Annotated in this window: 15 protein-coding genes; 4 read left to right on the top strand and 11 right to left on the bottom strand. The window is 66.7% G+C overall.

Annotated elements, in window-relative coordinates:
• Positions 1 to 9: 9 nt before the first annotated feature.
• The 5 genes from ACO07J_RS21340 to ACO07J_RS21320 all read right to left on the bottom strand — a co-directional run bounded on the left by ACO07J_RS21340 (position 10) and on the right by ACO07J_RS21320 (position 6,589).
• Positions 10 to 1,443, bottom strand: coding sequence for an amidase (locus ACO07J_RS21340; protein WP_422032735.1), 1,434 nt, complete (start codon positions 1,441 to 1,443; stop codon positions 10 to 12).
• Positions 1,444 to 1,455: 12 nt separating this feature from the next.
• The gene (locus tag ACO07J_RS21335; protein ID WP_422032733.1) at positions 1,456 to 3,528 is read right to left on the bottom strand and encodes an ABC transporter permease; all 2,073 of its coding nucleotides are present in this window, start codon (positions 3,526 to 3,528) and stop codon (positions 1,456 to 1,458) included.
• Positions 3,525 to 4,592 (bottom strand): quaternary amine ABC transporter ATP-binding protein, encoded by a 1,068-nt coding sequence (locus tag ACO07J_RS21330; protein ID WP_422032731.1) that lies wholly within the window; start codon positions 4,590 to 4,592, stop codon positions 3,525 to 3,527. Before ACO07J_RS21330 ends, ACO07J_RS21335 begins: the two co-directional genes overlap by 4 nt.
• A 135-nt stretch (positions 4,593 to 4,727) precedes the next feature.
• A complete protein-coding gene (locus tag ACO07J_RS21325; protein ID WP_422032729.1) occupies positions 4,728 to 5,672 on the bottom strand; it encodes an ABC transporter substrate-binding protein in 945 nt (314 codons plus the stop codon).
• A gap of 92 nt (positions 5,673 to 5,764) precedes the next feature.
• A complete protein-coding gene (locus tag ACO07J_RS21320; protein ID WP_422032727.1) occupies positions 5,765 to 6,589 on the bottom strand; it encodes an IS5 family transposase in 825 nt (274 codons plus the stop codon).
• A gap of 408 nt (positions 6,590 to 6,997) precedes the next feature.
• On the opposite strand from ACO07J_RS21320, the gene ACO07J_RS21315 reads away from it, so the two are divergent.
• A complete protein-coding gene (locus ACO07J_RS21315) occupies positions 6,998 to 7,792 on the top strand; it encodes an MBL fold metallo-hydrolase (protein WP_422032725.1) in 795 nt (264 codons plus the stop codon).
• A complete protein-coding gene (locus ACO07J_RS21310) occupies positions 7,785 to 8,561 on the top strand; it encodes an SDR family NAD(P)-dependent oxidoreductase (protein ID WP_422032723.1) in 777 nt (258 codons plus the stop codon). Before ACO07J_RS21315 ends, ACO07J_RS21310 begins: the two co-directional genes overlap by 8 nt.
• A gap of 17 nt (positions 8,562 to 8,578) precedes the next feature.
• Here the strand turns inward: ACO07J_RS21310 and ACO07J_RS21305 are convergent, their stop codons facing one another.
• Genes ACO07J_RS21305 through ACO07J_RS21290 form a run of 4 tightly spaced genes read right to left on the bottom strand, consistent with a single transcriptional unit; the run spans position 8,579 to position 12,757 of the window.
• Positions 8,579 to 9,490 carry an alpha/beta hydrolase gene (locus tag ACO07J_RS21305; RefSeq protein WP_422032721.1) on the bottom strand — a complete coding sequence of 304 codons (912 nt, stop codon included), beginning with the start codon at positions 9,488 to 9,490 and terminating at the stop codon, positions 8,579 to 8,581.
• Positions 9,487 to 10,404, bottom strand: a complete 918-nt coding sequence (locus ACO07J_RS21300; protein WP_422032719.1) for a DMT family transporter — start codon at positions 10,402 to 10,404, stop codon at positions 9,487 to 9,489. The genes ACO07J_RS21305 and ACO07J_RS21300 overlap by 4 nt, the downstream gene beginning before the upstream one ends.
• 13 nt (positions 10,405 to 10,417) lie before the next feature.
• The gene (locus ACO07J_RS21295) at positions 10,418 to 11,605 is read right to left on the bottom strand and encodes an aminomethyltransferase family protein (protein WP_422032717.1); all 1,188 of its coding nucleotides are present in this window, start codon (positions 11,603 to 11,605) and stop codon (positions 10,418 to 10,420) included.
• 3 nt (positions 11,606 to 11,608) lie between these two features.
• Positions 11,609 to 12,757, bottom strand: a complete 1,149-nt coding sequence (locus ACO07J_RS21290; protein WP_422032715.1) for an aromatic ring-hydroxylating oxygenase subunit alpha — start codon at positions 12,755 to 12,757, stop codon at positions 11,609 to 11,611.
• Positions 12,758 to 12,852: 95 nt separating this feature from the next.
• Here ACO07J_RS21290 and ACO07J_RS21285 point away from each other — a divergent pair, with 95 nt between their 5' ends.
• Together ACO07J_RS21285 and ACO07J_RS21280 are read left to right on the top strand one after the other, a co-directional pair.
• Positions 12,853 to 13,749, top strand: coding sequence for a LysR substrate-binding domain-containing protein (locus tag ACO07J_RS21285; RefSeq protein WP_422032713.1), 897 nt, complete (start codon positions 12,853 to 12,855; stop codon positions 13,747 to 13,749).
• A 76-nt stretch (positions 13,750 to 13,825) separates the two neighbouring features.
• A complete protein-coding gene (locus tag ACO07J_RS21280) occupies positions 13,826 to 15,031 on the top strand; it encodes an aromatic ring-hydroxylating oxygenase subunit alpha (RefSeq protein WP_422032711.1) in 1,206 nt (401 codons plus the stop codon).
• Between the two features lie 429 nt (positions 15,032 to 15,460).
• Here the strand turns inward: ACO07J_RS21280 and ACO07J_RS21275 are convergent, their stop codons facing one another.
• Both ACO07J_RS21275 and ACO07J_RS21270 read right to left on the bottom strand, forming a co-directional pair.
• The gene (locus ACO07J_RS21275) at positions 15,461 to 16,678 is read right to left on the bottom strand and encodes an aromatic ring-hydroxylating oxygenase subunit alpha (protein WP_422032709.1); all 1,218 of its coding nucleotides are present in this window, start codon (positions 16,676 to 16,678) and stop codon (positions 15,461 to 15,463) included.
• A gap of 58 nt (positions 16,679 to 16,736) precedes the next feature.
• Positions 16,737 to 18,143, bottom strand: coding sequence for an aminotransferase (locus ACO07J_RS21270; RefSeq protein ID WP_422032707.1), 1,407 nt, complete (start codon positions 18,141 to 18,143; stop codon positions 16,737 to 16,739).
• Positions 18,144 to 18,279: the final 136 nt, after the last annotated feature.

Below are 18,279 nucleotides of genomic sequence, written 5' to 3'. Positions count from 1 at the left end.
GGTTGAAGGTCAGGCAGGCTCGGGCGGGCGGCGGTCGTGCCACGGCGCGGCCTCTTCCAGTTGCCGGGCCAGGCGGAGCATCAGGGCGTCGGCGCCCACATGCCCTACCATCTGCACCGCCAGCGGCAGGCCGTCGCGCTGGTAAAGCGGCACCGACATGGCAGGCTGGCCGGTGACGTTGAAAATCTCGGTATAGGGCGCGAAGCGGAAGGAGCGTTCGGCCCAGGCGTCGATATCGTCATTCACCAGATCGGTCAGCAGCCCGGTTTCCAGCGGCGGCTCGGTCAACGCCGGAAGGAGCAGCAGGTCGAGCCCGGCCATGGCCCCGGCAATCTTGCGGCGGATCGCGGTCATGCGCATCCGCGCCTGCACCATGTCGACCGACGAGAGCCGCCGCGCCTGTTCGACCGACCATTGCACCAGCGGCCCGAGGTCGCCCTTGCCGGGCGGGCGGCCCAGCGCGGCGGCGCGGGCCTCGATGACGGCGGCAATCTCACTGGCCCAGAAGGGCAGCGCGCAATCGTAGGGGTCGACATCCTCGGGCCAGGCGAAGTCTTCCGTCCGGTGGGCGAGGCTTTCGAGCAGTTTGCGGGCGTTCTCCACGGCATCGCGTGTCGCCCGATCCGGTTCGTGCCCGGCAGGGGAGGTCAGGACCACGCCCACGCGCAGCCCCTCGGGTGCCTGCGAAAGCGCAGTCACCAGATCGTCGGGCAAACCCCGCCACGGCATCGGCTGCCCCGCTTCCGGGGCGGCGGTGGCGGCGAGCATCCCGGCGGAATCGCGCACCGTGCGGGAGACCACGTGATCGACGTTGATCCCGCCCACAAGCGGCCCCATGGGAGAGCCGCTGGCGATCACGCCGCCCGAGGGCTTGAAGCCGAACAGGCCGCAACAGGCCGCAGGCACCCGGATCGAGCCGCCGGAATCGCTGGCATGGGCCATCGGCACCATGCCGGAGGCGACGGCGGAGGCGGCCCCGCCGCTCGACCCACCGGGGGTGCGGGTGCGGTCCCACGGGTTGGCGGTGGGGCCGAAAAGCTCGGGCTCGCAGCCGTAATCGGTGGCGAATTCCGGCGTGTTGGTGCGGCCCGGAATGACCAGCCCGGCGGCCCGCCAGCGGCGGACGAGCGCGCTGTCCTCGGTGGCCTCGGGCGCGTCGGAGAAGTAGCGGCAGGCATGGGTGGTCCGGAACCCGGCCACGTCGACATTGATGTCCTTGGCAAGGAAGGGCACCCCGGCGAAGGGCGCGTCGCTGTCCACGCTCTCGGCCGCCTGCCGCGCGGCGGTGTCGTTTCGGGCGACCACGGCGTTCAGGGCCGGGTTCAGCCGGTCGATCTCGGCCAGTGCCGCGTCGAGCAGTTCGCCCGCGCTGACCTCGCCCTTGCGCACCAGCGCGGCGAGGCCGGTCGCATCCTGCCTGCGATACTCCTCAGAGGTCAGCATCGGATCCCCTTCTCATTCCGAGGACAGCCCCAGCTCCTGCTGGCGCTTCCGGCTCCAGGCCTGGGTCATCCGGTCGGCGATCATCGCGATGATCGCCATCCCCAGCCCGGCCACGATACCGACGCCGAAATCCCCGTCGCCCAGCCCGATATAGACCCGCTGGCCCAGCCCGTTGGTGCCCACCAGCGCGGCGATGACCAGCATGGCGATGCCGAACATGATGGTCTGGTTCAGCCCCAGCATCATCACCGGCAGCGCCAGCGGCAGCTTGACCCGCCACAAGAGTTGCCGCCGGGTGCAGCCGATCGCCGTCGCCGCCTCGATCACGTGGGCGGGGATGTTGCGCAGCCCGTGCTCGGCATAGCGGATGGCGGGCACGATGGCATAGGCCATGATCGCCAGCAGCGCCGTGAACTCGCCGATCTTGAAGATCATCAGGAAGGGGATGAGCAGCACGAAAAGCGGCATGGTCTGCAGAGTGTCGTTGATCGGTCGGAGGATGGCGGAGAGCCCGTCGAACTCCGACGCGAGGATGCCAAGGCTGGCGCCGATGGCGAAGGACAGGAGCACCGCCAGCCCGCAGAGGTAGATCGAAATCAGCGCCTCGGGCCAGACGCCCGAGATGATGATGAACCCGAGACCCAGGAAGGTGCCGAGCGCCAGTTTCGGCCCCGAAAGCTGCCAGCTCAGGAGGGTGGCCATCGCCAGCAACGTGGGCCATGGCAGGCGGGTCAGGCCGAAGTACAGCAGCGTCGCGCAGAAGGCCACGAAGAGCGCCGCCATCATGCCCCGGCGCCAGGCGGTGAACAGCGTCAGCGCGATGGCGGCGGCGGCATAGACCAGCTTGAGCGTGGTGGTGAACTCGAAGCCCCAGGTGAAGGGGGAAATGGTGTTCTGCAGCCCGATCTTCACGGGCAGCATGACGAAGAAGAAGGCCGCCGTCTTGATCATCGAGATGAGGTCGGCGAACTCGACCACGATATAGGTCACCGCGTCGTTGAGGTAGCGGGCCGGGAAGATCTCCCACGAGCGGGGGTATTCATTGAGGAACGGCAGCAGCTGCGCCAGCAGGGCCACGCCGATGCCCAGCCCGGCCGCGATCAGCCACATCCGGTGGCGCGAGGCGAAGCTCTCGTCGAGCACCGGCTCCTTCGGCTCGGCCGTGGCGGCGGCGGCGGTGATCCGGTCCATCACCATGGCCATCAGGGCGATGACGATGCCCGCCAGAAGGCTTTCGCCGAACTGCGCCTTGCGCATGGTCGACAGCACCTCCCAGCCGATATCGGCGGTGCCGCCGATGATCGAGGCGATGATCACCATGGAGAAGGCGGCCATGGTGGTCTGGTTCACGCCCAGCAGGATCTGGCGCATGGCGCTTGGGACGCGGACGCGCCAGAACAGCTGGGGCGCGGTGGCGCCGGACATGAGGCCGGCCTCGATCACCTCCTGCGGCACGCGGCGCAGGCCGAGCATGGTGTTGCGCACGGTGGGCGGGAAGGCATAGAGCACGCTGGCGATCAGGCCGACAACCGGGCCGAAGCCGAAGAGCAGGAGGATCGGCAGGAGATAGGCGAAGGCGGGGACGGTTTGCAGGAGGTCCATCGTGGGCTTGATGGCGCGTTCGGCGCGGTCGGAATAGAAGGCGAGCGTGCCGAGGGCAAAGCCCACCAGCACCGCCAGCGGCACCGAGATGGCGACCAGCGCGAGCGAATTCATCGACTCGTGCCAGTAGCCTATGACGACCATGTAAAGCACCGAGAAGAACGAGAAGACCGCCAGTTGCCAGCCTGAGACGGCGAAGGCGGCGAAGGTGACGAGGGTGAGCGTGACCGACCAGGGCAGCCAGTTGAGGAACTCGCGCACCGCCGTCATCGGCACGTCGAGCGCGGCGGAGATGGCGCGGAAGACCGGGCCGAACACGTCGACGCACCAGTCCATGTAGCTGTTGAGCAGGGGCGTGACCGGGACGATCCAGCTTTCCGGGTAGGTGACCAGCCAGCCGGCCCAGCGCTGCAGCGCGAGGAAGGCCAGCGTCAGCGCGATGAGCAGGCACCAGGCGAGGGTGACGGGGCGGAGCCTGTTCACGCCGGAACCTCCGCGCCGCGGTGGGTGTCCTGGTGCGCCAGCGCCGAGATGACGCTGCCGGCGGTGACCACGCCCATGACCGCGCCGTCGCGCATGATGCGGATGCCGTCCTTGTGCGAGGCGAGCAGCGGCAGGAGCTGTTCGACGCTGCATTCGCTGTCCTGTTGCGGCATGCTTTCGGCCGGCTGCGCGTCGCGGTCGATAACGTTGCGGGCCTTGAGCACGCGGACCATCGGCACCTCCTCGGTGAACTCGGCCACGTAATCGTCGGCGGGGTTCACGATCAGCTCGGCCGGGGTGCCCATCTGCACCACCATGCCGTCGCGCATGATCATCATCCGGTCGGCGATGCGCAGCGCCTCGAGGAAGTCGTGGGTGATGAAGACGATGGATTTCCGGAGCGAGCGCTGGATGCGCAGGAACTCGTCCTGCATCTGGCGGCGGATCAGCGGGTCGAGGGCCGAGAAGGGTTCGTCGAGGAACCAGATTTCCGGCTCGATGGCGAGCGACCGGGCGATGCCGACGCGCTGTTGCTGGCCGCCGGAAAGCTGGCGGGGATAGGCGGTTTCGCGGCCCTCCAGCCCCACCAGCTCGATCACCCGGCGGACCTTCTCGATCTGTTCCGTCCGGGGCAGGCCCTGGAGCGACAGGGGAAAGGCGATGTTGTCGAAGACGCTCAGATGCGGCATCAGGCCGAAATTCTGGAACACCATCCCCATCTTGTGGCGGCGGATGTCGATCAGGTCCTTGTCGGATTTCTTCAGCAGGTCCTCGCCATCCAGCACCACCTCGCCATGGGTGGCCTCGATCAGGCGGGAGAGGCAGCGCACCACGGTCGACTTGCCCGAGCCCGAGAGGCCCATGATGACGAATATCTCGCCCACGTGGACGTCGAAATTCACGTCGGCGGCGGCCGGGATCGCGCCGTCATCACGCATCCGGCCCGAGAGCGCTTTCACGTCCGTCTTGCCCACCTCGGACTTGAAATAGGGCGCCGAGGAAGACCGGTAGACCTTCCACAGGTGCCTGCAGGACAGTTTCACGTCGCCTTTTTCGTCGCCCATCGCCCGTTCTCTCCCCGTGCGGTTCTTTCCCGCGCGGCCTTTTGCAGCCGGCTTATCATGCACATGGCCCGGCCCAAGGGCCGGGCCATGCTGTCGGGCCCCGCCACTGGGCAGGGCCGGTTGTCGCTTTCGCGCTCAGCTCTTGGCCGCTTCCGCCGCCTCGACCCATGCCGACCACGTCTCTTCGTTGGCATCGACCCATTCCGAGATCACCTCTTCAAGGTCGCGGCCCTTCTGGTCGATCTCGTTCATCAGGCTGTTCTGGGTGTCGTTGTCGATCGAGAACGCCTCGTACAGCGCCGCGGCGCCGGGGTAGTTGCTGGCGAAATCCTTGTTCGCGATCTTGCTGATGCTGGCCTGTTCGAACCCGCAGGCATTGCCGCGGCTCTGGCCGGATTCCTCCTGGCAGTCGCCCTCGGCGGCATCCCACTCGACCCAGTTGAACTCGTTCTCAGCGAACAGCCAGTGCGGCTGCCAGAACATCATCAGGATCGGCTTCTCGGACGCCACGGCCGATTTGACCTCGGCGATCATCGCGCCCTCGCTGCCGCCGGCCACAGGCTCGAACGGGATCTCGATCTGCGCGACCACGTCCTTCGACCGCGTGCCCCAGTCAGCCGGGTAGGTGATCAGCCGGCCCTTGGGGAAGGTATCGGGCGAGGCGAAGGCCTGCGCACAGTCGTAAAGCGCCTCGTAGCTGGGCAGGCCCGGGCATTGCTCTTCCATGTAGGGCGGGTAGATCCACCCCTCTTGCGGGGTCAGCCCGAGGTCGCCCACCACGACGATATCGCCCGACTCGACGGCCTTGGGATAGATATCGCCCACGTTGTTCGTCCAGGTTTCCGGCTGCAGGTGCAGGTCGCCCTGGGCGATGGCCGCGAATTGCGGCACGGCGCCGGCGGTGACGTATTCCACCGAATAGCCCGCCTTCTCGAACAGCGTCCCGAGGATATGGGCCGAGATATGCTGGCCCGTCCACTCGTTGATCGGAATCTTGATCGGATCGCTGGAATCGGCCAGCGCGCTGCCGGCCCCGGCCAGCGCAAGGCCGGCGGCTAGAAACAGTGAGGTCATCTTCATGTCTTGGTCTCCCTATCAGTCTGTAGCAGTTTTTTGTTCTTCTGGGTTGCCCTCATGGCCTTAGTGTCCGATTCAAAATGACCTGATGTTTTTCAGGCTCTTGCGAGATGGCGGGTCATTCGCCTGATATGCGAGATGAGGATCCATGCTTCGGCGCTTTCGATGGTCTTTTCCCAATCCTTCGCCAGCCTGCGGCATTTTCCCAGCCAGGCGAAGGAGCGCTCGACGACCCATCTGCGGGGCAAAACCTCGAAGCCTTGCGCGGTATCGGACCGTTTGACGATCTCGATTGTCCAGCGCCCGATGTCGGCCAGAGCCCGGCGCAGCTTCGGCCCGGCATAGCCGCCATCGGCGAAGACATGGCGCAGTTTCGGAGCCTCCCGCCGGAGCCGGGCGAACACCGCTGGCGCGCCGTCGCGGTCCTGAATGTTGGCCGGGTGGACGCACAGAGCAATCAGGTTGCCACAGGTGTCGGTCATGATGTGGCGTTTTCTACCCTTGATCCGCTTGCCCGCGTCATAGCCGGAAAGAGCCGTGTTTTCAGTGGTTTTCACACTCTGGCTGTCAATCACCCCCGCCGTGGGCATATCCTGCCGGCCGTCCCTTTCGCGGGCCAGGGAAACCAGCGACCGGTTGATCTCGGCCAGCAGACCGCTGTCGCGCCAGAGATAGAAATAGTACCGCACCGTCGAGACGGGCGGGAAATCCTTCGGCAAAAGCGACCACGCGCATCCCGCCGCGGCAATGTACTGGATCGCATCCCAGACACCCCGAAGATCAACCTCGCGCGGGCGACCAAGCGGGTTGGGGCCGGGCAACAGCCGGGACACAACCGCCCATTCTTCGTCCGTTACATCACTTGAATATCGCGCTGTATTGCGCTCATATCGCGGGCGGGTGAATTCGGTCCAGGCCATCATGATCTCCGTTCAATGTTGCAATCGAACAGAATCATAACCTGCTGAATTCACTCAACTCATTTTCGATCAGACACTTATGGAACCACACATCCGGCAAGTATTCACCCTAAAAATCGTGGCTTTTCAGGGGGGCGGGCGGGCCTTACGGGAAAGCGCCCGCGGATCGGGCCGACAGCCGGGAACGCCTTGCAATACATGCCCCGGCCGACGGCGCGCCCCGGTGGCCACACCGGCCGTCTTGCAGCTTAAAGTATTGCCCAGCGGCGATTTTCCCGCCTGCCGCGAAGTCGCCCGGTCACGGACAGCGTTCGGGGCCGGATGATTCGCCGCCCGCCGCCTAAGTGGTGGCAGCGCCGCCCGCCCCGCGCTAGGCTTTGCCCGATGACACCTCCGCCGGAAAGGATCATGGCCATGGCGCCCGAGGTTGCGAAAGACTGGTACGCGGTCGAAACGCTGGGCGACGGCGTCTCGCGCATTCACGAGATCCACGTGGCAAGCTGGCTGCGCTGCAACATCTGGCACGTCCGGGGCCGCGACCGCGACCTGATCATCGACACCGGCATGGGCCTGCGCCCGCTGGTGGAAGAGGTCGCCCGGCTGGGCGAGCGCCCGATCACCGCGATCATGACCCACAGCCATTTCGACCATTCCGCCGGGCTGCACCAGTTTCACGACCGCTGCGGTCACCCGGCCGAGGCCGATATCATCGCCCGCCCCGACGCCGCCAACACCGTGGCCGATACCGGCTACGTGCGCGCCGAGACCTTTACCGCCCTGCCCTACGAGGGGTTCAGCCACGAACATTTCGAGGTGAAGCCCGCCCCCCTGACCCGCCTGCTGGACGAGGGCGACGTGGTCGACCTTGGCGACCGCGCCTTCAAGGTGTTCCACCTGCCCGGCCATTCGCCGGGCTCGATCGCGCTTTACGAGGAGGCGACCGGCCTCCTGTTCAGCGGCGACGTGGTCTATGACGGGGCCTTGATAGATGACCTGTATCATTCGCAGGCCGAGGTTCTGAAGGCGTCCCATGCGCGGCTGCGGGAACTGCCGGTGACGGCGGTCCATGCCGGGCATTTCGAGTCCTTCGGGCGGGAGAAGATGATCGGGATCATCGACGACTACCTCGCCGGCGGGCGGCGCGTGGGCGACCCGGAGGCATGGATCGCGGGCGAGATGGACAAGGAGGCAAGCGATGGCTGAGACGAAACAGAGGGTGGCCGTGGTCACCGGCGGGCTGGCCGGGATCGGGCTGTCGATCGCGAGGAAGCTGGCCGAGGACGGCTTGAGAGTGGCCATCGGTGCGCGGCGCGGCGACGATCTGGCGATGCGGGAGATGGCGGTCAGGGAGGTCGGTGAGGGCACCTTCGTGGCCGGGCTCGACGTTTGCGACGAAGGCTCGGTCGAGGGGTTCTGCCGCTCGGTGGAAGACGCGCTCGGCCCCATCGACATCCTCGTCAACGCCGCCGGCATCACCATTCACCACACCGTCAGCGGCCATGGCCTGAAGGACTGGGAGCAGGTGATCGACACCAACCTGACCGGCCCGTTCCTGACCACCCGCGCCACGCTGCCCGGCATGATCGAACGCGGCTGGGGCCGAATCGTCAACATCGCCTCGACCGCCGCGAAATCGGCGGTGGCCGATCACCCGGCCTATTGCGCCTCGAAGGCCGGGCTGTTGGGTTTGACGCGTGCCGTGGCCCTCGAAGGTGCGCCGCACGGGGTAAGCTGCGTCTCGGTCAGTCCGACATGGGTGGAGACGGAGATGCTGCGCAGCAGTGCCGAGATCATGGCGAAGCAGGCCGGGCACAGCGTCGAGGACGAGATTGCCGCGCTGGCGAAGGCCAACCCGCAGAACCGGCTGGTGCAGCCCGAGGAGATCGCGGCGCTGGTGGCGTTCCTGTGTTCCGATGCCGCGCCCGCGCTGACGATGGAGGATATCTCGGTCAATGCCGGGGCGCATTGGTGAGATGGCGGGCATCGGCCTCAGCCCCCCATGTGCCGTGACAGGTGGGCGCCGCAGCGGCTGAGCGACGCCGCCGCCTCGGGCAGTTCGTCGTAGAATTCGAAGACGTGCCAGAGGCCGTCATGCACATCCAGCTCGACGGCGATCCCGGCGTCGCGCATCCGGCGGGTGAGCTCGATCGAGGGGCTCATCAGCAGGTCGCGCGTGCCGGTGGTCACGAGGGTCGGCGGGAAGTCGGGCGTGAAGGGGCCGAAGAGGGGCGAGATGCCGGGCGTGTCGCGGGGGGTGTCGGCGGCGTACATCTGCGCCGCCGCCTCGACGAAGGCAAGGTCGAGCGTGGGGTCGCGGCCGTCATTGGCCTGCAGGCTGTCGCCGCCATGGGTCAGGTCGCACCAGGGCGAGAGAAGGACGGCGGCCACGGGCATGGGCAGGCCGTTCGCCTGCGCCCGCTGCATGAGGTGGAGCGCCATGTTGCCCCCGGCGGATTCGCCGGCGATGGCGAAGGGGGCGGCGTCGCGGGAGAGCACATCGTAGACGGCCGCGCCGTCGTCGACAGCCGCCGGATAGGGGTGTTCGGGGGCGAGGCGGTAATCGACGGCGACGATCCGGGCGCCGGAACGATGGCAGAGCCCGGCACTGACGATCAGGTCTTCCCGCGCGCTGCCGGTGACGTAGCCGCCGCCGTAGCAGTAGAGGACGGTGCCGATGGGCTCTCCCTTGGGCAGGATCTCGAGGCAGGGCACGCCGGCGATCTCGACCTCCGCGACGGTCACGCCATGCGCCTTCACCGCCCGCTCGGCCCGGGGCAGGAATTCGTCCTTCGCCATCTTGCGGTAGGCGTCGATCGTCTCGGGCGAGAGCGGCCCGAGGTCTTCCGCCGCCGGCTGGTCCAGGAAGGCCTGCGCCGCCCGGCTCATGTAATCGCCGCTCATGCCGTTCTCTCCACCCTTGCGCGGCGGTCGCGCCATGTCATCACTGCCGGTTCGATCAGCCCCGCCGACAGGATCAGCGGCAGGCCGATCACCTCGCGCAGGCCGAAGCGCTCGCCCGACCAGATCGCCGCCGTCACCGCCGCCACGGCGATCTCGGTCATGAAGAGCAGCCCCACCACCCCGGGGTTCAGCCGCGTCGGCGCGTAGACCGTGGCGAACCCCGCAGGCAGGATCAGCACCAGCGCCACCGGCAGGAACCAGATCGCGGCGGCTTTCAGCGCGCCGGCATCGGGCACCAGCACGTGGCCGGCCGAGGTCGACCACAGCGCCACCGCCACGGTCAGGAGCGCGCCGACGAGGAAGAAGCTCACCGCGTGGGTGGCGGTGCGCACGCGGGATTCGTTCAGGATCAGCATGCAGCCCACCGCCCAGAACATCCCCGAGGCCAGCCCCAGCCAGTCGCCCATGTTGCGCGGCAGGGGCAGGCCGGTATCGTCGGCGAAGATCACCACCATCCCGACCACCCCCAGCCCGATCGCCAGCCAGCGCGAGCGGGTGATCCGGTCGCCCAGGATCGCCCAGCCCAGCGCAAAGCCCCAGATCGGCATCAGGTAGAACAGCAGCACCGCGCGCACCACGTCGGTATACAGCAGCGAGGCCGCGTACATCGCATAGGCCGCCCCCGCCAGCACCCCGCCGATCAGCGCGCGGCCGCCCCGCAGGTAATCGCGCCGCAAATGCCACGCGACGGGCAGGCACATCACCGCCGGGATCGTCATGAACAGCGCCAGCGCCCACGGCGCCTCGAGCCCCGACTGTTCCAGCATCCGCAGCGGCAGCCAGAAGATGCCGAAGCAGAGCCCCGCAAAGAGCCCCGCGAAAACGGCCAGACGGTCGGGGTGCATCATCCGCATGTAGTTCCTTCCGTCATCCGGGGCGCTCGGGAATATCCACCCGCTTGCCGCGCGGGATCTCGGCCTGCTTGTCGTAGAACGGCATCTCGACCAGTTCGCCGGGATGATAGCTGCCGTCGCGGGTTTCCACCAGCACGCGGCTGCCCGGCCCCGGCCCGGCCTTGTCCAGCAGGACCATCCCGATCCCATGGCCGAGGAAGGGCGAAAGGGCGCCGCAGGTGACACGGCCCGCCGGGGCGTCGCCGATCTTCACCGTGCCGCCGACCTTCGGCTCGCCCCCGTCGCAGCGCAGCCCGTGCAGCCGCGCCTCGCGCGGGGCGTCCTGCAGTGCCGCCCTGCCGATGAAATCCGGCCCGTCGAGGTCGACGAACCGCCCCAGCCCCACGTCAAAGGGCGTGGTCGTGCCGTCGAAATCCGACCCGGCGTTGAGAATGCCCGCCTCGATCCGGCGGATATTCATCGAGTCGAGCCCGAAGATGCACAGGCCATGCCCCTGTCCGGCCTTTTCCAGGTGCCGCCACAGCGCCTCGGCGTCGTGATGCGGCTCGGTGTAGAATTCCCAGCCCAGCTCGTTGGTATAGCCCGTGCGGGTGATCACCACCTCCTGCCCGCCGAACCGCACCCTTGCGATGCCGAAATAGCCGAACGGCTCGGGCATGCCATCATCGGCGGCGGCGGCCAGGATATCCATCGCCGCCGGCCCCTGCACCTGGCTGACGAAGACCTTGGGATCGTAAATCCGGACATCCATCCCCCTGGCATGCGCCCGCGCCCAGTTGACGAAATCGCCATCCGCCTGCGCGTACCAGAAAAGCGTCTCGCTCAGCCGCAGCAGCACGCCATCGGTGATCATCCCGCCATCGTCGAAACAGGCCAGCCCGTAGCCACAGCGCCCCGGCTTCACCTTGCTGATATCCTTGGTGAAAAGCCGGTTCAGCAGCGCCTCGGCCTCCGGCCCCTCGAAGGCGATGGGCCACTCCCCGGTATTGAGCAGCGCCGCCTCGCGCCGCAACTTCCAATAACCCTCGTCGGTGTCGAGCGCATCCAGCCGCACCGCCATTAGGCGGCGGTTGTAGACACAGTAGTGCGGCCCCAGCGGGCGCTCGATCTCGTGATAGGGGTGCCGGGTGAGACCGAAATCCCACCCTGCCCCGGGTTGCGTCGTCACGAGATCGCGGGTCGCCCCGTCGCTCGACCCCATGGCTCAGGCGTCCGGGTCGAGCCGGGCGCCCAGCGCGTCGGCCACCAGTTTCTGGAAATGGTGGACAGCATGTTCGCTGAGTTCCGTCTTGCCCGCATCCACGACGAAGCGGCCCTGGTTGTAGCCGGAAGATTTCAGCCCCTTCTGCACGCTCTCGCACAGGCCGATATCTTCGGGCTGCAGCACGTCGATCTGGTAGTTGATCGCATCGCGCAACTGCTGGGTCACCTCGCCATCCTTCACGAACCAGTCCTGGTACTCGACGCATTGGTCGGGGCCGGTGGGGTTCATCTGGAGGACCGACAGGTTCGCCTCGCCCGGATAGGCCCAGATGGTGAAGTTGGGCCAGACATACCAGCCGGCATAGCCGAAATCGACATCCCCCGGCGTGAAGCTGAAGGCGCGGGAATTGACCGAGCGGGGCTTGCCCGCGCACTGGCTGGAATAAAGGCCGCAGGTGACGGTGCGGTAGCTGTCCATGTCGACGAGGTCGACGAAATCCTTGTGCGCCGGGTGACAGTGATAGCATTCGAGGAAATTGTCGATCATCACCTTCCAGTTGGCCTGCACATCGTAGCTGTCGCGCTGGGCGAATTGCAGCTCGTCGACCGAGGGCACGAAATGGCGGATCTCCTCTTCGAGGTCGCCCATCTGCTCGGCAAACGGCGTGGCCTCGGGGTCGAGGTTGACCAGTACGAGGCCGCAGAACACCTCGACCTGCACCGGGCGGAGCGAGAACTCCTCGCGCTTGAAGCCCTTCACCTCCTCGGTATTGCGCGCCGACTTGAGCGTGCCGTCGAAGTCGAACGCCCAGGCGTGATACGGACAGGTGATGATGTTCTTCTTGCCCGTCCCCGACAGCAGTTCATGCCCCCGGTGCGGGCAGACATTGTAGAAGGCGCGCAGCTCGCCCGTACGGGTGCGGGCGACGAAGATGTTCTGCTCGTGGATGCGCACGGTCAGGAACTGGCCCGGCTCGGCGACCTGGCTGACATGGCCGGCATAGTTCCACGTGCGGTAGAAGATCGCCTGTTTCTCATGCGCCCAGATTTCGGGGTCGTGGTAGAAGCGCGCGGGCAGCGTGTAGGATTCCGCCGGGTCGGCGCGGAAGGGGGCATCGCCCGGCATCAGGTTCAGAAGGGGTAGGTTCATCGGTGGCTCCTGCTTCCTTGTCTGCTTGCATTAGACAGAATAAGCATGGATGCTGACAAACGCTGATTTCTACCGCTTTTGGGCAAGTCCTGCTAATGCTGCGCCGAAACCTTCCCCCGCTCGACCTGCTGCTGCCGTTCGAGGCGTCGGCGCGGCTGGGCAGTTTCACCCGCGCGGCCGAGGAATTGTCGGTCACCCAGTCGGCGGTCAGCCAGCGGGTGCGGAAGCTGGAAGAGCTGTTGGAAATCAGCCTGTTCGAGCGGCGGCACCGGGCGATCGAGCTGACACCGGAGGGGCGCGAACTTCTTAACGGGGTCAAGGTGGCGCTGCAGCATCTGGCCTCGGCCACCCACAGCCTGCGCCAACGCGAGGCGCGGCGGTTCCTGAAGCTGGCTTGCGACACGTCGATCGGGCAGCACTGGCTGCTGCCGCGGATCGGGGCGTTCCTGGCGCCCGATTCGCCGGTCGCCATCGACCTGACGGTCAGCGACAACGAGGCGGAGGTGCTGGGCGCCGACGTGGCGGTGCTGCATGGCGACGGGCAATGGCCGGGTTTCGTGGCGCGGCGGCTGTTCGGCGACGTGGTGTTCCCGGTCTGCGCGCCCGGCTACCTGCAACAGCACCCGATCACCGCGCCGCAGGATTTGCTGTCGGCCGAGCTGATCGACCTGGATTATATCCACTGGAACTGGATGAACTGGGGCATCTGGCTGACCGAGACCGGGGTTGATCCGGCGCCGGCGCGGATCCTGATGCGGACGAATTCCTATACCGCGCTGCTGGATGCGGCCAAGGCGGGGATGGGCGTGGCGCTGGGCTGGGGCAACCTGTGCGACGGGGCGCTCGAGCGGGGCGAGCTGGTGCGGCCGGTGGCCGAGACGGTGGATACCACGAACGGGTATTACGTGCTGCTGCGGCAGGGGGCGGGAGAGGATGCGCACCGGCTGGCCCAGCACCTCTACCGCAGCACGCGCAGGGCGCGGCCGGAATGACACACTCGCCCGTTTGAGGGGATCACCGGCGAGAATCGGCTTGCAAATTAGTTTGAGCGCTCATTATAATTTATCCATGCAGAACACCGTACAAGATCAATCCCCCCCGAAGAACTGGGACCGTTCGGGCCTTCCCGGCTGGGCCTATTTCTCGGACGAGCTGCTTGAACTGGAAAAGGAAGAGCTTTTCCGCAAGCACTGGCAGCTGGCCTGTCACGTCTCGGACGTGCCCGAGCCCGGCAACTACATGACATTCGATGTGGGCGAGGAACGCGCCCTCATCGTGCGCGGCCGCGACAACGTGGTGCGCGCCTTCCACAACCTCTGCCGCCACCGCGGCAGCCGGGTGGTGGCCGACGAGCAGGGCATGTGCAAATCCGCCCTGATCTGTCCGTATCACGGCTGGGCCTACAACCTCGACGGTACGCTGCGCGGCGCGGCACAGCCGAAAAGCTTCCCGCCGCTCGACCCGGTGGAATACGGCCTGAAACCGCTCGACATGGAAATCTGGCAGGGCTTCATCTTCGTCCGCTTCAAGGACAGCGATCAGCCCTCCGTGGCCGAGATCATGGGCCGGTTCGATGCCGAGCTCGCGCCTTACGAGCTGGCCGACATGGTGCCCGCAGACACGCTGGTCTGGGCGGATGAAACCGCGGTCAACTGGAAGGCCATCCGCGATGTCGACAACGAGGGCTACCACGTGGCCATGGCCCACCCTGCCCTGCAGGACCTTTACGGCAAGGGCTACGTCGACGAGCCGTTCGAGGGCGGCGCCGCGCGCTCCTTCGCACCGTTCAACAACGGGCCGGGCTCGCTCTGGTCGGTGAGGGCCTACAAGTCCACCCTGCCCGAGGCCGAGTGGCTGCCGGAAAGCCACCGCAACGCGTGGCTTTACTACGGGATGTTCCCCAACACGGTGATCGGCGTCTACCCGGACTCGATGATCTTCTACCAGGAATTCCCCGACGGCACCGGCAAGAGCCGCCTGCGCGGGGCGTCCTACAAGTACCGCAACGAAAGCCGCGAGCTGCGGCTGGCGCGCTACCTGTCGGGGCGGATCGACCGGATCACCGCCGAGGAAGACCAGATGCTGACCATCTGGTCCTGCGAGGCGGCGCTGTCATCGGCGTTTGACGGGATCATCCTGTCGGACCTGGAGTATGGCGTGAAGAGCTACCACGACCAGCTCCGCGACCTGTTTCCGGTGCTGACATTGGAAGAACCGCCCGCGCCGGGCACGCTGGCCGAGGTCAATGCCGAGATGCTGGCCGAGCGGGAGTGATACCGCGCTGGCGGAGCAACCCCGCCCCGGGCTTGACCCGGGGCCTCTTGTGGCGCGAGGTCCCGGCTCGGAGGCCGGGACGGGATTGCTTCAGGTTACGACGGCATGGTGGGTTCGCACCAACCCTACTGGCTGCCACACGCCCGGAGTCAAGCCGCGCCTTGGCGCGGCGCCGGGCGAGCGCCGGCCCGTCCCCACGGGCAGGCGCTTTGGCGGGTGTAGCGTGACGTTTTTAGGGAAGACGTACTCGGCGCCATAAATTGCCAGTCACCCCCGTAGCAGCGCCTCCCCACGGGCCGGCGCTCGCCCGGCGGGGCTAACCGATACCAGCATATAGGATCTCCCCACCCCGGGCCTGACCCGGGGCCTCCCGCAGCACGAGGTCCCGGCTCAAGGCCGGGACGGGTTTCTACCTGGACGGCTCGAACGTCACTCCGACACCGGCATCCGCCGGCTGGCCCGGCTCGCCGCACCCTCGCTCTTCGGCGCCTCGCCAAGCTGTTCGCGCACCCATTGCTGGAACAGGAATACCTCGTATTCCTCCTGCATCAGCACGCCGTTCCGGAACGCGCTCGCCCGCATCCCCGCATGGTTCAGCTCGCACGCGCCGCCATCCTGCTCCATCACCAGGATGCCGAACCGGGTGATCTTGTCGGCGTCGAAATCCGGCCGCGCCAGCGTGTCGGGGAGGAACAGCCATTCCGCCGTCAGCTCCATCGTTTCCGGCCCCGTCGGCGTGATCTTCACGATCCGCACGTAATCGGCGTGATGGGCGATGAAGACCGACGGCGTCACCGTGACATAACGCTGCCCGGCCGCCACATCCTCGTCACTCAGCCCCGGCAGGCGCCCCTGCGCCGCACCGTCCATCGACCATGTCTCGGCCCCCGTGCGCAGCCCGCCCGAGCGGTGCGGCGCCTGGTCCTCGGCATGTTCGGCCCAGTCCGGATCGTCCCGCCGCGCCATGATCGCCCGGCCGTAGATCGGCACCAGCTCGCACAGCTCGGGGTGGATGTTGGGGCAGTGCAGGCACTCGTTGTAATTCTCCCAGAACGCCTTCCAGTTGCAGTTCAGCGTCTTGGAAAAGACATGCCCCACCTTCAGCTCCTCGAGCGGCCAGTTGGCGACATAGGCGGTCTCGGCCCCGTAAAGCTCCTCGAACGACGACGCATCGGGGTCGAGGTTGACGAAGACGAACCCGCCCCATTCGGCCACCCGAACCCGGTGCAGGGGATAGTCGTCACGGTCGAACCCCTCGACCCGCCGCATCGGCCCGGTCGCCCGCAGCCGCCCGGTCAGGTCATAGACCCACTGGTGATAGGGGCAGGTGATCATCGCCTTCTTGAGCGTGCCCTCGGCCTGAGGGCAGAGCAGCGAGCCGCGATGCCGGCAGGTGTTGAAAAAGCCCTGCAGCACCCCCTCCTGATCGCGGACCAGCAGCACCGGCTGCCCCGCCACCTGGAAGCTGCGGAAGCTGCGCGGGCCGTCCAGCGTGTCGGCCCGGCACAGGTAGACCCAGTTGCGCCCCCAGATCTCGCGCAGCTCGCGGGCGTAATGCGCCGGGTCGAAATACCACGACGCCGGAAGCGCCTCCTGCATCCGGGTGAGACCGTTGAAGCCCTCTTCCAGAACGGCATTGTCCTCCATCGGGCGACCTCCTTTACAGGGTATGTGGGGTGAGATTGCGCCGCGTCCGCGGCACGGTCTATAGCATTTCCGACTGCACCTGCTGCACCGCGGTCTCGAGGATGTCGAACATCCGGTCGACCTCGTCCGTGGTGATGATCAGCGGCGGCGAGAAGACGCACTGGTTGATCAGCGGGCGCACGATCAGGCCCATCTCCTCGCATTTGGCGTCGACCCGTTCACCGAATTCGAGGTCAATGGCCAGCCGCTTCGCCTCGGACATGTCCGGCGCCGCGACACCCTCGACACAGCCGATCAGCCCCACGCCGCGCGTGTCGCCGATGATCTCGTGCCGGCCCAGCGCGTTCAGCCGCTCCTGGAAATGCGGGGTGATCTCGCGCACGTGTTCGAGGATGCCCTCGCGCTCGAAGATCTCGATATTCTTCAGCGCGGCGGCACAACAGACCGGGTGGCCCGAATAGGTATAGCCGTTCGAGAACATGATATGCTCGCGCTCGTCCGAGGCGATGTCGTTCCACAACCGGTCCGACAGCATCATCGCGCCCAGCGGCAGATAGCCCGAGGTCAGGCCCTTGGCGCAGGTGATGATGTCGGGGGTGATGCCGAACACCTCCTCGCTGGCGAACCAGTGGCCCAGCCGACCGAAGCCGGTGACGACCTCGTCGGAGATGTAGAGCACGTCATGCTTGCGGCAGACCTCCAGTGTGCGCTTGTGATAGCCCGGCGGCGGCACGATCACCCCGCCCGAGGCCAGCACCGGCTCGGCGATGAAGGCGGCCACGTTCTCGGGGCCGGCATCGAGGATGGCCTGTTCCAGCTCGTCGACCTTGGCATCGCACCATTGCTCGACACTCATCCCCTCGGGGCGGACATAGGGGTTCACGTTGCCGATGAGGCGCACCAGCCGTTCCTCGAAATCGAGGCGGGACTTGGTGCGCTCTTTCCCCGTGACCGAGGCCGCGAGGTAGGTCGAGCCGTGATAGCCCTTCTCCCGCCCGATGATCAGCTTCTTCTGCGGGCGGCCCTTGATGTTGTTGTAGAACTGCACGAAGCGGATCGCGCTATCGACGGCAGAGGAGCCGCCGGTGGTGAAGAACACGCTGTTCAGGTCGCCCGGCGTCATCTCGGCGATTCGCTTGGCCAGCAGGGCCGAGGGTTCCGCCGCGAAGGCCCAGGGCGAGGTATAGGGCAGGCGCATGGTCTGCTCGGCGATGGCATCGGCCATCTCCTGCCGGCCATAGCCGATCTGGACGCACCACATGCCGCCCGGCCCGTCGATGAACTTCTTGCCGTCGGGGTCGTACATGTAGATCCCTTCGGCCCGCGCGGCGATGGCGCGGTTGGCATCGCTGGTGCCGATGGTTTCCCACGGGTGGACGAAATGGTCGTTATCCCATTCCTGTACGGCTTCTGCGGGGATGGCGGCGTTGTGGCCGGGATCTGCGGTGATGCTCTGGTCGGTCATAGGGGTCCATTTCTGGCGGCGTTGCGCCGCGTCTTCTGCTTTCCCGCATCCTACCCGAGTTATTTTGAGCGCTCAATCAAATTTTTTACCCGATCCGCCTTGCGCCGGGTTGCTGTCGCGCCCCGTCCGCGCGATA

Origin of the sequence: Roseovarius sp. (assembly GCF_965228755.1) — a bacterium.
Taxonomy (GTDB): Bacteria; Pseudomonadota; Alphaproteobacteria; order Rhodobacterales; family Rhodobacteraceae; genus Roseovarius.
Note: the sequence above shows the minus strand (reverse complement) of the source record. Positions and strands in the feature narration are given on the sequence as shown.

Coding starts and splice junctions, on each gene's coding strand:
- ACO07J_RS21340 (WP_422032735.1), bottom strand. CDS start 1,443: ATGCTGACCTCTGAGGAGTATCGCAGGCAGGATGCGACCGGCCTCGCC.
- ACO07J_RS21330 (WP_422032731.1), bottom strand. CDS start 4,592: ATGGGCGACGAAAAAGGCGACGTGAAACTGTCCTGCAGGCACCTGTGG.
- ACO07J_RS21325 (WP_422032729.1), bottom strand. CDS start 5,672: ATGAAGATGACCTCACTGTTTCTAGCCGCCGGCCTTGCGCTGGCCGGG.
- ACO07J_RS21320 (WP_422032727.1), bottom strand. CDS start 6,589: ATGGCCTGGACCGAATTCACCCGCCCGCGATATGAGCGCAATACAGCG.
- ACO07J_RS21315 (WP_422032725.1), top strand. CDS start 6,998: ATGGCCATGGCGCCCGAGGTTGCGAAAGACTGGTACGCGGTCGAAACG.
- ACO07J_RS21310 (WP_422032723.1), top strand. CDS start 7,785: ATGGCTGAGACGAAACAGAGGGTGGCCGTGGTCACCGGCGGGCTGGCC.
- ACO07J_RS21305 (WP_422032721.1), bottom strand. CDS start 9,490: ATGAGCGGCGATTACATGAGCCGGGCGGCGCAGGCCTTCCTGGACCAG.
- ACO07J_RS21300 (WP_422032719.1), bottom strand. CDS start 10,404: ATGCGGATGATGCACCCCGACCGTCTGGCCGTTTTCGCGGGGCTCTTT.
- ACO07J_RS21295 (WP_422032717.1), bottom strand. CDS start 11,605: ATGGGGTCGAGCGACGGGGCGACCCGCGATCTCGTGACGACGCAACCC.
- ACO07J_RS21290 (WP_422032715.1), bottom strand. CDS start 12,757: ATGAACCTACCCCTTCTGAACCTGATGCCGGGCGATGCCCCCTTCCGC.
- ACO07J_RS21285 (WP_422032713.1), top strand. CDS start 12,853: ATGCTGCGCCGAAACCTTCCCCCGCTCGACCTGCTGCTGCCGTTCGAG.
- ACO07J_RS21280 (WP_422032711.1), top strand. CDS start 13,826: ATGCAGAACACCGTACAAGATCAATCCCCCCCGAAGAACTGGGACCGT.
- ACO07J_RS21275 (WP_422032709.1), bottom strand. CDS start 16,678: ATGGAGGACAATGCCGTTCTGGAAGAGGGCTTCAACGGTCTCACCCGG.
- ACO07J_RS21270 (WP_422032707.1), bottom strand. CDS start 18,143: ATGACCGACCAGAGCATCACCGCAGATCCCGGCCACAACGCCGCCATC.